We start from the raw sequence: 12,259 nt of genomic DNA on the forward strand, positions 1-12,259 counted from the left end.
GGCGCGGCACTTAGCGTTGATGCTATGCAGGAATACAGGTTATTGAGCAGTCTTGGCCTGCTCGCTGCGCTGCTCCTGCTGGCGTTCGGTCTGGGCTTCCAGCTCCTTGCCGAGGAAGTAGTTCAGGAAAGTGCGGATCACAGCGATGATGGCGAGGCGGATCAGCTCCTCCTTGCTTGGCGCGACCGTGGTGGCCAGGATGTCAGCGGCGAGCTGGAACTCCAGAGCCAGAATGAGCCAGCTGCCAAAACAGAGGCGAATGCGGGGAAAGCCCGGTTCGTGATCCTCCATCCGTGCCGCCAGCCAGAGGGTCTTGCCAAGCCCTATCACCACACAGGCGATGGAGATGATCTCCAGCAGCAGCTGGAACAGCTCGACCCCGTGCATCATCCCTTCTCTCAGGCTCGCTATCTCAAACACTCGGGTCACCTCCATGATTCAAAAGAGGACACTATTAACACATCGCTCGGCAAAGGCCAAATTGAAGCCACTTAATGCTTGTGGGTGAAATGAGCTGATGATCTAACGTTGGGCTCCACTTGACCACTTTTTGTATGCACAGCACAATCCTTGCTCTTTCATGTAGTTAAAAGGTGAAGAGGCATTTTCATGACGCAGACGCAGAACCCAGCCATTGGCATTGATCTGGGAACAACCAACAGCGCGATCGCAGTATGGCGTGAGGGCCAGGCTCAACTCATACCCAATGCCCATGGCGAGGATCTGACGCCGTCGATTGTCAGCATTGGTGAGGACAACACCCTGTTGGTGGGTCAGGCTGCTGCTACCCGCCTGCTGACGGACCCGGCCAATACAGCGTCTCACTTCAAGCGTTTTCTGGGTAGTGAGCGGCGTTATCGACTGGGCAAGGAGCAGTACACACCGACCGAGCTCTGTGCATTGGTACTGGGGAGCCTGAAGTCGGATGCCGAGGTGTGGCTCTGCCACCCTGTGCGCGAGGTGGTTATCTCGGTGCCAGCCTACTTTGGCGATCAGCAGCGCAAGCAGGTGCGACTGGCGGCCGAGTTGGCCGGGCTTGATGCGGTGCGCCTTATCAACGAGCCGACGGCAGCCGCCATGGCTTACAGCCTGCATGAGCAGCACAGCCGCCGTTTTCTGGTGTTTGATTTGGGCGGGGGGACCTTCGATGTGACCGTGGTGGAGTATCAGGATGGCATCATGGAGGTGCGAGCCTCGGCGGGAGACAATCGGCTCGGTGGCGAGGACTTTACCCAAGATTTGGTCGATGCGGTACTTGGCAGGCTCAACACCGATCGCGGTGAACTGACGCTCTCCCAACTCGGGCAAGTTTATTTGTCCTGCGAGCGGGCTAAACGTCATCGCAGTGGTAGCGGCCTTGATGTCGAGCTTGGTGCAGAGTGGAACCGGAAATTCAGTTTCTCCGAAAGCGAGCTGACCGAGACCTGGCGCGATACCCTCACCCGGTTACGTAAACCCTTGAGTCAGGCGCTCTCCGATGCGCGCCTGCGTCCCGACGAGGTTGATGAGCTGATCTTTGTCGGTGGAGCGAGCCGCCAGAGCGAGGTGCAACAAATGGCGGTGCGTCTGCTTGGTCGCTTTGGCCGCCACGAGCTGGATCCGGATCGGGTGGTCGCCATGGGAGCTGCTATCCAGGCTGCCTGCCGTTTGCGTGACAGTGCGGTTGAAGAACTCATCATGACAGATGTTTGTCCTTTCACGCTGGGCATCGCCGTCAGCCAGGGTGACCAGCACGGCATCTTTAGTCCCATCCTCGAGCGCAATACAGTTGTACCAGCTTCACGAGTGGAGCGTTACCGCAGTGGCCATGAACAGCAGAGTGCTGTGTGCATCAGCATCTATCAGGGGGAGCGCTTCTGGGTGCGCGACAACCTGCATGTGGACGATCTCGAGATCCCGTTGCCGACCGGCAAGGGCATTCAGGAAGTTGATGTGCGTTTCAGTTATGACATCAACGGCATGCTGGAGGTGGACGTTACCCTGGTGAATTCGGGTGAGCAGTTCCAGAAGGTAATAGACAGAAGTCCGGCTGGCGTGACCGAAGAGGGCAAGCACGAGAGTCGAGAGCGTCTGGCCCGTCTCAAGCAACATCCGCGCGATGCGTTGCCCAATCTGACCCTGAGCGAGCAATTACAGCAACTCTATGAAGAGAGCATCGGTGACGAGCGGCGTCAGATAGAGCAGTGGCTGCTGCAATTTGAACGGGTCCTGGCTGGCCAGGACCCGCAGCTGATCCGCTCATTTCGAGAAGAGATGAACGCTCTGCTCAAGCAGTTGCACTAGTCGAGAATGTCGCTCAGCGACATCCGGCCCTGTTTGTAGAACTCCCTGGGCCAGCCACGGCGCAGTGCGCCCGGCCTTAGCTGACTGCTCATGACTAGGTGGCCGAGCCACAGGGGGATCGCCAGCCAGGCGTTATTGATGTAGAACGCGATGGCTAGCCAGATCAGACTCCAGACCAGATAGTTCCGACTGGTGCGCGGACGTGTCTGGGCCCGGCAGATATGCCACATCAGATAGAGGTTCATGAACAGCATCGCTGCCATATCCAGACCGAGGGAATAATATTCCATCCAGTTGGGGGAGCCGGAGGCGAGGACTTCGCGCAGGGATGGTTCCAGTGGAAACGCGAAGTAGGGCAGGATGGCGGACAATATGCTGACGAACATCAGCTGTGAACCGCTTTGTAGCCTGAAACGCTTTTTAGCGTGTGCCCTGTCATGTTCAAGCTGGGCGTTGAGCTTGTCCTCCAGATAGCTCTGTACCAGAGATCGCACCTCCTGCTGGGCTGGCGTGAGGCCATCCTGTTGCTTATAAAGCGGGTCTAGTTGACGGGCCTGAAAGCCATTTTTGCCAAAATCATGAGCCAGCATGGCCAGGGCATAACAAACGGGATAGACAAACCTGGCTGCCGCTTCGTTCGGGCGGTATTTCTCAAGTTCTTCCAGCGTGGTGATATTGTCAGGGTCCTGTTGCAGGTAAGCGTAAATTAGTGACTCTTCGGCATAGGGGTAGACTTCCAATGCTAATCCCTGTGCCTGGCGCAGTTTTTCGAGCCGTTCGCGCAGTGGCGTCAAAATATAGCCATAGGACTCATTGCTTGCCTTGTGGCTGAGCAGCAGGTTCCACAGCACAATGGTGCAGGCCAGATCCGGTTCGTTATCCAGTCGTCGATCGATCAGGGCTGCCAGTGCGGGTAGTTCGTTCAAGCGGGCTCGTTCGAAAAGCACCTCGTCGCTGACATCAGAGTGTTTAAGAAGTTCTGCCTGGTTGCGCAGTTCCAGCGACAACACGTACTGCTGCGGCCAGCGGGCGCAGGCGTCCATGATGGCAGCTTGGTATAGGGTGGGTTGGGCACAGAGACGCAGGAGGGTGGAGAGCGGTGTGTCCTCCTGACTGGTTGGCAGTGAGCCCACCGACTGGCGAATGGCGTCGAGATGCTGTTTCGGCGTCCAGGGTCTGGTATAGTAGAACTGCGCCCAGCGAAAACAGCCTGGCCAGCTCTCGCCATGCCAGGCATCAGCGAGCGCCGTATCGCTATAGAAGCGTTGATGAGAGAGACGAGCGCCCAGATGCATCCCCAGCATCATCCGCTCATCCCATCCTTCATTGCTTGCGCGCTGGGCGATTGCTTTGAACCAGGAGTCAGGCAGCAGCGGATAGCGGCGCAGGCAATCGAGCCACTGCTCCGGCGTGGCGCAGGCAATCTGCTCGGCACTGGGGGGCGCGATACTCAGCCAGTCATCGCTGCCATAGCGGGCAAGCAGTGCGTCAAGCAGGGGCAGTGCTGGCCGCTCGGCCAGTTTGCGGCGAGCGTGGCGTTGCAGCAGGTGTGCGAGGTACCGCCAGCCGCCCTCGGCCTCGGCCAGCTCGGGTTGTGTCAGTGCTGCTTCCAGTGCCTGCCAGGTGCCATATTCGCTGTGCCACCAGAGGCGTGCCAGGGCACCACGTGTGCCGGGTAGCGCGTCCAGCGCCAGGGCGGTGAGCGGCATATTGTCAAACCCCAGCATCTGGTCGTGCAGCCACTCTTCCACCAGGTCCGGCTGCTGCCAGGGCAGCATCAGCCACTGGGGTTCCCAATAGGCGCTGCGTGAGGTTGGCCACTTCTGGGCTGTGGCGAATGCCTGTAGCCAGCGGGACAGCTCCTGATCTCTGTCTAGATGCCACTGGATAAGGTGATTGGCGAGCAGCGCCTCGTATTCCTGCTCTTCCAGTGCCTCGGCGACCTGCATCACCAGCTGTTCCTTGCCGCAGCGCAGGCTGGCGTCGGAGAGCAGGTGCCAGTCATCTTCACTGAGGTGATCCTGCTCCAGCAGAGCCAGTGTGAGCGCAAGACGGTGGGTGGGACCACCGTGAGTACCGGCGGCATGGAGCGCGCGCAACTGCAGCCGAAGCAGGTCCGGGTGGTCACCGACGATGGGGAGGGCTGAGTGATAGATGAGCCCTAACACGCTATTGCGATCACCTGCCTCGAGCGATAGCAGCAGTGGCTGATAGAAGGCCAACACTGCGCGCTGACGGGCATGATCAAGGGTGGCAAGCCACTTCAGAGGGGCTGCCAGCGGCGTCTGACGCCACCAGTCGAGAAATTCCCCCTTCTTTTGCATGTCCCCGGAAAGGCGAAGCAGTGACGCCCAGTCGAGCGCTTGCCAGAGACGCTCGATCACCGGTGCTGGCAACCATTGCCATTGAAAGATGTGTTGCAGCACTTCGTCCGACAGCCGGCTCTGCTGAACCAGCGAAAGTGACTGCAGTGATGTTTGCCACTTATCCCATTCAGTCATTACAAATCGCCGGCTGGCATTGCCAAGCAGTTCAAGCAGGGCGGTCAGTTCAGCGGCGTCGGCCGGACGAACCAGCTCGGTCTGTGGCTTCGAGGCGTCACTCATGGTTGGACGCGGCCGGCTGGCCTCTTCATAAGCCTCACGCAGCAGGCGGAAGCCTTCGGGATCGTCTTCCGGGTGGCAGTCACGCAATTTGATATGGTAGGCGCGTTTGATAGCGGCCAGATCGTTGGTCTCTTGAAGACCGAGACGTTGCCAGATATCCATGTTTTATTCCTGCGGATCGCTGTTGAAGAGGTCAATGAGGCTTTGGGGCTGATCTATGTCGGGTAGGGGGACCTCGTACCAGCTCTGTCCGTGGATCGGGTTCTCCTTATCCCTGAGCGCATCGGCCAGCATTGTCCTCATCTCCCTGGCAATCCAGCCGTGTAGCAGAGCCTGGGCGGCTTGCTCCGGCTCCCCCTCTTCATGACTGAATTTCCATAGGCAGCGGCCGGCATACCAGGCTTGGGTGTACTGTTCCCAGGAATGGTAACGCCGACGAGCCTGGTGGGCGAGATGGTTGTGGATAAAGCCGAACTCCTCCTCGCTGACCCAGCCAAAACGCAGCCCCTCCCGGGTGAGGTACGAGGCGCGCCCATAGTCCCATGCCTGCACACCATGGGGGCCGATATAGGGGGCGGTACGAGCCACGAAGTCGAGTGAGGCGCGGTGACGCGGCGAGGTTGCGCGCTCTCGCATGGTTTGCCACTGGCTCGGTTGCAGGCAGTGAAAGGCGCCGTATTCCTCGAGCATGAGATGCCCGTGGCAGTCGCCAAAGGCCAGCTGACGAACCTGCCGGTGCAAGTCGAGGCGATTCTCAATGCCCCAGTCGTCGGCGAGTGCATTCCTCTCCTCCAGGCCATCTCGCAGGGAGGTGGGTTTGAGATACTCGCGCCACTCGGTCTGGAAGGCGATCTGTGGGGAGGTTAAAGTCAGCCACCATCGTTCGTGTGGGGCAAGATTGGTACTATCTAACATGGGGCTCACCAAGGGTGCGTTTGAGTCAGCTGGCAACTATAAAGGCGTGCGAAAATGGATGCAATTGATCCTCTGTTACTGGTTACGCAACCAGTCGGAGAGTTGTTCAATGAGCTGACGCGCCGCGGGGCTGACTCCGGCCAGTTGGAAGAAGCCGTGTATAACCCCCAGTTGCCGCTGACAGGTAGCCGTGACACCGACTTGCAGCAGTTTGCGATAGAAGGCTTCCCCCTCATCGCGCAGCGGATCATATTCCGCCGTTACGATATGGGTCGGCGGCAATCCTGACAGGTCCGGATGGTGGAGAGGGCTGGCTTCGGTGTGAGTGACGGGCTGCTCCCCCAGATAGGCGTGAAAACCGCTTAACAGCATGTCGCGGGTGATGAGGTAGTCATCCCCTAGCTGTCGATAGCTGTCACTGTCGCCCGCAGCATCGAGCATCGGATAGATGAGCAGTTGGGCGGCAGGCAAGGGGGCGCCTCGCTCCTTGAGTCGCAAGGTGGTGATCAGGGCTAGGTGGCCGCCGGCACTGTCGCCCGCAAGGGCAATCCTTGCCGGATCCCCATGCCATTTCTCCACATTGGCCATGATGGCGAGCGTGGCTGCCAGTGCATCGTCATGTGCTGCAGGATAGGTGTGTTCAGGGGCAAGGCGGGTATGTACCGCGAACACCAGTGCTTCGGCGCGATTGCACAGCATCCGCATCTGGCGGTCGTGGGTGTCGAACTCGCCGCTGACAAAACAGCCGCCATGAAAGTAGATCAGGGCAGGACGGCTTGCGCTTGAGGTTGGTGCTGGTTGATAGAGGCGAACGGAATAATGGCCATTTTGCCACTCTTCGACAGCGCCAACCTCTTCCCGTTCACCACCCAATATGGCTGAAGCAAGATAGCCTTCACGCCGCTCCTGCCAGCTCAGGCTGCTTGCCTTGGGGCGGCCTGCTGCAATGAACTCTGCCACCATGGCCGCAATGGCCGGTTCAAGTTGTGTATCCATAACGCACCAATAACTGTATATAAAAACAGTTATTTTGCGCTTTTAGCCAAAGAGCGCAACCGGCGTTAGCTGAGGCAGCTCACAAAATCAGGCTTCAAGCAGCTGGAATTCAATCACATAGAGCGGCGGCAGATCGGGGTAGATCTCGCGGATCACCTGTTTGAGCTCGGGGAGGGTCATGTTCTCCTGACGGGCGTGCTCGTCATTGAGCTCATCGAAGGTAACCGCATTGACCGAGAGCACCTCGATGGTGCCAAAGGGCAGGTGTTCCGGGTTGGTAAACAGCGCCAGCCGCTGGCCGGGCTGCCAGTTGGCCTCGCTCTCGTCGCGGATGGTGATGGTCTTGCGGCCCGCCTGAATATCGGCAACGAAGCGGCTGAAGAAGGTGAACTCTGGATAGGTGTGAGCAGACATTGTGACTCCTGACAGGGTGAATCGAAATGAGGTTAATGGAAATCAAAGATCGAGATAGGCGCGCAGCCTGGCCAGATCGGCGATAACAGGGCCATCGCTGCCGTCGGCAACTATGCCCTGTTCGACCAGCTCCTTGAGGGCGCGGCGGTAGACCCGCTCGGTGGTGCCGAAGCGCGCCGCCTCATGGGCCCGCTTGCGTGACCCCAGCATGGGGGTGCGCTGGCGTTCTCGCCACAGCTCATAGGCGATGTTGTAGGCAATGGGGTGGAGCAGCCGGCTGGTGGTGATCTCCAGGGTATCGAGATAGTCGCTGGCAAGTGCGGCGGCGAAAAAGAGGGTCAGCTCGGGTTCGGCCAGCAGCCGCTGGGCCAGCTTGTGGGCGCAGATGACCCGGGCGTCCAGCTCGGTCTCGGCCACCACGTTCCACTGTACCGGGGTGGCGCTGAAGAACTCCATCTCACCGAAGATCTGGCTGTGACACTCAATCTCGCCGAGCTGGAAGCGGCGGCCAGAGTGTACCGTGCTGTTGAGGGAGACCCGGCCTGCGCCCACCAGATAGAGCTGCTCGCTCAGCTCCCCCTGCCGCATGATGGATTCGCCCGGCAGGTAGCGACGCAGAAACAGGGTGCAGGCGTCGAGCGCCGCGGCAAAGCGGGGTTCAAGCTGCTGGAGTTCGGCGTGAAAACGGCCGAGGGGGTAGGGCTGTTGCTGCATGACTTGCCTGTCGCACCGGATGACGAGGGCCATGAGGCTAGCAAGAGTGCGGGCCGGATACCAGCCCGCACGGTAGCGGATGTGCCGCAGTTAACGGTTTGCGTTTTATTGCACCAGAGCGTGGAGGGCGGCCGCGATGGCGTGCTGCTCACCGGTCATCATCGCCTGTTCGGCGCTAGCGTAATCCGCTACCCCTTGTTGCACATCCTGCTCGAACAGCACCACGTTGCAGAGCACGGCGGCGACCCGCACCTTGCGCAGGCGACCCACGGTCAACAGGGAGGCGGTCTCCATGTCAGCGCCGAGCACACCACGGGCATGCCAGTAGCGGCACACCTCCTGCTCATCATCCCGATAGAAGCTGTCGTGGGAGCGCACCAGCCCATGCCAGTAAGGCTGACTGCCGGTCGCCACATGGTTGAGCAGGGCCGCTTGCAGCCAGATATCGGCGCAGGCGGGGTACTCGGCGGGCAGATAGGCCTGTGAGGCCCCTTCATTGCGTACCGCCCCTTCCACCACGATAAGATCGCCAAGACCGATGTCGTGTTGCAGGGCACCGGCGGAGCCGACCCGAATAAGCGAGTGGGCACCGGCTTGCACCAGCTCCTCCAGCGCTATGATGGCCGAGGCGCCGCCGATGCCGGTGCTGCAGACCGTGATGGGCAGCCCCTGATAGTGGCCGTTGATGAGGCGAAACTCCCGGTTTTGCCCCAGCACTTCACACTGTTCGAGCTGGCTGGCGATGCGATCGACCCGGGCCGGGTCGCCGCACAGTACCACCCGCTCGGCAATCTGGTCGGGGCGGCACTGGAGATGGGGTAACAGACTCATGGCTTACAGACCTTGTGGCTGGCGCTTGGCGGCAATCACCCAGAGGCGAGTGCCATTGGCGGCGATAAACAGCAGGATCAGGTATTCGAGCGACATGGCGTAAACGCCCTGCGCGGCATAGACACCGATGCTGATGATGTTGATGACGACCCAGAGGATCCAGTTCTCCACGTATTTGCGGGTCATCAGGATCTGGGCGACCACCGAGAGCACCGTCATGGTGGCATCCCAGAACGGGAAGGCATCGGGGGAGGGCTTGGGGATGGCAAGGTTGGCACCAAACAGGTTGAGCAGGGAGACCGAGGTGCGTGCCAGGGTGGCGAAGACCGGGTCGATATAGCGGGTCAGCAGAGCGATGGCCAGCACGCTCACGGCGGCGGTCACCATCAGTTTGGATCTGCTGAGCCAGCGGATCTGCAGGGTATCCCCCTGATCGTTGGCCGGGCGGGTCCAGGCGTACCAGCCGTAGACGTTGGCGCAGAAGAAGAACAGCTGCAACATCAACAGTCCGTAGAGCTGGATCTGGAAGAAGATGATGGCAAACAGGCTGACGTTGATCAGGCCAAACAGGTAGTTGATGGTCTTCTCCTGACTGGCGAACCAGATACAGGCCAGCCCGAACAGGGTGCCGATGGCTTCAATCCATGACATGGCATAGCCGCCACCCAGCGGGATGGTCACTAGCGTGTTATTGATGCTGAACAGCTCGAATATGCTCATTTTCTGATCCTTGGGCATGAGGTTAAGTATGCGAGGACGCCATTCTAAGGGGTGAGGGGGAGGAGGGGCAGGACTTTTGTCCGCCCCGGGCTTGGCCCATATCAAAGAAATCACTGCTGCTGCCCGGTTATTCCAGCAGTGATGGGTTATGGTGCCCCGATGGGCCGGACTTTATTGATATGTAGCAAGATGATAGCGCCATGGCTGTGGTCTGATAGAGTCCACTCTTCGGGAGGAGAATCACGTGATAAAAGGAGGTTGCATTGAATTCCGAGCTTGTCTGGGTGCTCTGTCTGCTGGCTGGCGCCATCTATCTCTTTATGACCAACAAGGTGCGGATGGATGTGGTCGCCCTGGGCGTGGTCATCCTGTTTGTGCTGAGCGGCACCCTCACCCTGCCGGAGGCGCTGGCGGGCTTTAGCGATCCCAACGTCATTCTGATTGCCGCCCTGTTTGTGGTGGGTGAGGGGCTGGTGCGCACCGGCATCGCCTATCAGGTGGGGGATGCATTGGTGAAGGTGGCGGGCAGCAGCGAGACTAAGCTGCTGGTGTTGCTGATGGTAGCGGTGGCGAGTCTGGGGGCGGTGATGAGCAGCACCGGGGTGGTGGCCATCTTTATCCCGGTGGTGCTGAGCGTGGCGAACCGGATGGGGATCCCGGCCGGTCGCCTGATGATGCCCCTCGGTTTTGCCGGGCTGATCAGCGGCATGATGACGCTGGTGGCTACGCCCCCCAACATGGTGGTCAACAGCGAGCTGATGCGCCACGGCATACATGGTTTCGGGTTCTTCGATTTCACCCCCATGGGCGTGCTGATCCTGGGGCTGGGCATCCTCTACATGCTGCTGGTGCGTGGCTCCTTGGTGGGTGAAGGGGAAGAGGGCAAGGGCAAGCAGACCGGGCGCCGCACCCTGCGCGAGCTGATCCGAGACTACCGGCTGGCCGGTCGGGCTCGCCGTCTGGCGCTGCGGCCGGACTCCCCGCTGATTGGCCATACCCTGGATGAGCTGCAACTACGCGCCCGTTATGGTGCCCACGTCATCGGGGTGGAGCGCTGGCGCAAGTTTCGCCGGGTGATGGTGCCGGTGTCGGGGATCAGTGAATTTCAGGCCAAGGATGTTCTGCTGATCGACATGTCAGACCCCGAGGTGGATGTGCGGGCGTTTTGCAGCGAGGCGCGGCTCGAACCCATGATCCTGCGCGGGGAGTACTTCTCCGATCAGGTGCGGGAGGTGGGGATGGCCGAGGTGTCGCTGATCCCTGAGTCCAAGCTGCTGGGTAAAAGCGTGCGTGAGGTGACCTTCCGCTCCAGCTATGGTCTGAGCGTGGTGGGGCTGCGCCGCGACGGAGAGGCACTGGCAGGCAAGCTGGTGGACGAGCCGTTGCAGATGGGGGATACCCTGCTGGTGGTAGGGAACTGGAGCCACATCAGACAGTTGCAGACCCATAGCCGCGATTTTCTGTTGATGGGGTTGCCGGCCGAGGTGGATGAGATGGCCCCCGCCCGCAGCCAGGCGATCCATGCCCTCTTTTGTCTTGGAGTGATGATCCTGCTGATGGTGACCGATCCTGTGCCCAACGTGATTGCCGCGCTGATCGCCTGTCTGCTGATGGGCAAGTTTCGCTGCATCGATATGGAGAGTGCCTACAAGTCGATCCACTGGCCGACCCTGATCCTCATCGTCGGCATGCTCCCCTTTGCGCTGGCGCTGCAAAAAACCGGCGGGGTGGATCTGATCGTCGGTGGCCTGATCAATGCGGTCGGGGAGATGGGGCCGCGGGTCATGCTGGCCAGCCTGTTTGCCCTCTGCGCGGTGATCGGGCTCTTTATCTCCAACACCGCGACTGCTGTGCTGATGGCACCCATTGCGCTGGGCACGGCGCAACAGATGGGGGTATCACCCTATCCGTTTGCCATGACCATTGCCATCGCCGCCTCGGCCGCTTTTATGACGCCGGTCTCGTCACCGGTCAATACCCTGGTGCTGGGGCCGGGCAACTACAAGTTTGCCGATTTTATCCGTATCGGGGTGCCATTCACCCTGTTGGTGATGGCGGTGAGTGTGGTGGCGATCCCCTGGTTCTTCCCGTTCTGATAACCGGGATGATGAATGTGTGCACCAGCGGCCTGCGGGCCGCTTTTCTGTGGCCGGGAGACAAGAATAGCAAGGCGTGCTCGGAATAAATGAAGAGGGACGTGAACGTGAATTAACGTGGAGCTGGGTTAATAGAGGCGCGAGAGAAAAACTGGGGAGAGGCAAATTTCAGATACAAAAAAACCAGCGTGAGCTGGTCTGTTTGGTACTGCTATTAATGGTGCGGAAGGAGAGACTCGAACTCTCACGCCTAGGGCGCCAGAACCTAAATCTGGTGCGTCTACCAATTTCGCCACTTCCGCAATATTAATGGTGGCTATGACGGGATTCGAACCTGTGACCCCCGCATTATGAGTGCGATGCTCTAACCAACTGAGCTACATAGCCGTTTGTTATCGACCACTGATGTGGAAGAGAACAGAAAAATGGCTGGGGTACTAGGATTCGAACCTAGGGATGGCGAGATCAAAACCCGCTGCCTTACCGCTTGGCGATACCCCAACAGAAATAATGGTGGCTATGACGGGATTCGAACCTGTGACCCCCGCATTATGAGTGCGATGCTCTAACCAACTGAGCTACATAGCCATTTGTTATCGACCACTGATGTGGAAGAGAACAGAAAAATGGCTGGGGTACTAGGATTCGAACCTAGGGATGGCGAGATCAAAACCCGCTGCCTTA

The 12,259-nt window shown here is 59.5% G+C and carries 10 protein-coding genes and 4 tRNA genes; 2 read left to right on the top strand and 12 right to left on the bottom strand.

Features of this window, described 5'->3' with window-relative positions:
• Nucleotides 1-39: 39 nt before the first annotated feature.
• On the bottom strand, nucleotides 40-420 hold the full coding sequence (locus AB5Y73_RS07935) for a DUF1622 domain-containing protein (RefSeq protein WP_107683604.1): 381 nt from the start codon (nucleotides 418-420) through the stop codon (nucleotides 40-42).
• Nucleotides 421-609: 189 nt separating this feature from the next.
• Between AB5Y73_RS07935 and AB5Y73_RS07940 the strand changes: the two genes are divergently transcribed.
• Entirely contained in the window at nucleotides 610-2,283 is a 1,674-nt protein-coding gene (locus AB5Y73_RS07940) for an Hsp70 family protein (protein ID WP_107683605.1), read from the top strand.
• Here AB5Y73_RS07940 and AB5Y73_RS07945 read toward each other — a convergent pair.
• The 7 genes from AB5Y73_RS07945 to pnuC all read right to left on the bottom strand — a co-directional run bounded on the left by AB5Y73_RS07945 (nucleotide 2,280) and on the right by pnuC (nucleotide 9,479).
• The gene (locus AB5Y73_RS07945; protein WP_107683606.1) at nucleotides 2,280-5,051 is read right to left on the bottom strand and encodes a hypothetical protein; all 2,772 of its coding nucleotides are present in this window, start codon (nucleotides 5,049-5,051) and stop codon (nucleotides 2,280-2,282) included. The genes AB5Y73_RS07940 and AB5Y73_RS07945 overlap by 4 nt on opposite strands.
• A gap of 3 nt (nucleotides 5,052-5,054) precedes the next feature.
• A complete protein-coding gene (locus AB5Y73_RS07950) occupies nucleotides 5,055-5,804 on the bottom strand; it encodes a DUF1266 domain-containing protein (protein WP_076491287.1) in 750 nt (249 codons plus the stop codon).
• 75 nt (nucleotides 5,805-5,879) lie between these two features.
• Complete coding sequence (locus AB5Y73_RS07955; protein ID WP_107683607.1) at nucleotides 5,880-6,800, bottom strand: alpha/beta hydrolase; 921 nt, start codon at nucleotides 6,798-6,800, stop codon at nucleotides 5,880-5,882.
• Between the two features lie 87 nt (nucleotides 6,801-6,887).
• On the bottom strand, nucleotides 6,888-7,214 hold the full coding sequence (gene yqfB, locus AB5Y73_RS07960) for a N(4)-acetylcytidine aminohydrolase (protein WP_107683608.1): 327 nt from the start codon (nucleotides 7,212-7,214) through the stop codon (nucleotides 6,888-6,890).
• 42 nt (nucleotides 7,215-7,256) lie between these two features.
• Nucleotides 7,257-7,928 (bottom strand): Crp/Fnr family transcriptional regulator, encoded by a 672-nt coding sequence (locus tag AB5Y73_RS07965; protein ID WP_107683609.1) that lies wholly within the window; start codon nucleotides 7,926-7,928, stop codon nucleotides 7,257-7,259.
• Nucleotides 7,929-8,033: 105 nt separating this feature from the next.
• Nucleotides 8,034-8,759 (bottom strand): nucleoside phosphorylase, encoded by a 726-nt coding sequence (locus AB5Y73_RS07970; protein ID WP_107683610.1) that lies wholly within the window; start codon nucleotides 8,757-8,759, stop codon nucleotides 8,034-8,036.
• 3 nt (nucleotides 8,760-8,762) lie between these two features.
• A complete protein-coding gene (gene pnuC, locus AB5Y73_RS07975; protein ID WP_181497120.1) occupies nucleotides 8,763-9,479 on the bottom strand; it encodes a nicotinamide riboside transporter PnuC in 717 nt (238 codons plus the stop codon).
• A 263-nt stretch (nucleotides 9,480-9,742) separates the two neighbouring features.
• Here pnuC and AB5Y73_RS07980 point away from each other — a divergent pair, with 263 nt between their 5' ends.
• Nucleotides 9,743-11,575: an SLC13 family permease gene (locus AB5Y73_RS07980; protein WP_107683612.1), complete on the top strand. Its 1,833-nt coding sequence runs from the start codon at nucleotides 9,743-9,745 to the stop codon at nucleotides 11,573-11,575.
• 218 nt (nucleotides 11,576-11,793) lie between these two features.
• Here the strand turns inward: AB5Y73_RS07980 and AB5Y73_RS07985 are convergent.
• The 4 genes from AB5Y73_RS07985 to AB5Y73_RS08000 all read right to left on the bottom strand — a co-directional run bounded on the left by AB5Y73_RS07985 (nucleotide 11,794) and on the right by AB5Y73_RS08000 (nucleotide 12,163).
• Nucleotides 11,794-11,877, bottom strand: a tRNA-Leu gene (locus AB5Y73_RS07985).
• Between the two features lie 8 nt (nucleotides 11,878-11,885).
• Nucleotides 11,886-11,962 (bottom strand) — tRNA-Met (locus AB5Y73_RS07990).
• A gap of 39 nt (nucleotides 11,963-12,001) precedes the next feature.
• Nucleotides 12,002-12,076 (bottom strand) — tRNA-Gln (locus AB5Y73_RS07995).
• Between the two features lie 10 nt (nucleotides 12,077-12,086).
• Nucleotides 12,087-12,163, bottom strand: a tRNA-Met gene (locus AB5Y73_RS08000).
• Nucleotides 12,164-12,259 lie beyond the last annotated feature (96 nt).

The organism is Aeromonas sp. s7(2024), from assembly GCF_040907825.1.
GTDB lineage: Bacteria > Pseudomonadota > Gammaproteobacteria > Enterobacterales > Aeromonadaceae > Aeromonas > Aeromonas veronii.

Coding starts and splice junctions, on each gene's coding strand:
- AB5Y73_RS07945 (WP_107683606.1), bottom strand. CDS start 5,051: ATGGATATCTGGCAACGTCTCGGTCTTCAAGAGACCAACGATCTGGCC.
- pnuC (WP_181497120.1), bottom strand. CDS start 9,479: ATGAGCATATTCGAGCTGTTCAGCATCAATAACACGCTAGTGACCATC.
- AB5Y73_RS07965 (WP_107683609.1), bottom strand. CDS start 7,928: ATGCAGCAACAGCCCTACCCCCTCGGCCGTTTTCACGCCGAACTCCAG.
- AB5Y73_RS07950 (WP_076491287.1), bottom strand. CDS start 5,804: ATGTTAGATAGTACCAATCTTGCCCCACACGAACGATGGTGGCTGACT.
- AB5Y73_RS07940 (WP_107683605.1), top strand. CDS start 610: ATGACGCAGACGCAGAACCCAGCCATTGGCATTGATCTGGGAACAACC.
- AB5Y73_RS07955 (WP_107683607.1), bottom strand. CDS start 6,800: ATGGATACACAACTTGAACCGGCCATTGCGGCCATGGTGGCAGAGTTC.
- yqfB (WP_107683608.1), bottom strand. CDS start 7,214: ATGTCTGCTCACACCTATCCAGAGTTCACCTTCTTCAGCCGCTTCGTT.
- AB5Y73_RS07970 (WP_107683610.1), bottom strand. CDS start 8,759: ATGAGTCTGTTACCCCATCTCCAGTGCCGCCCCGACCAGATTGCCGAG.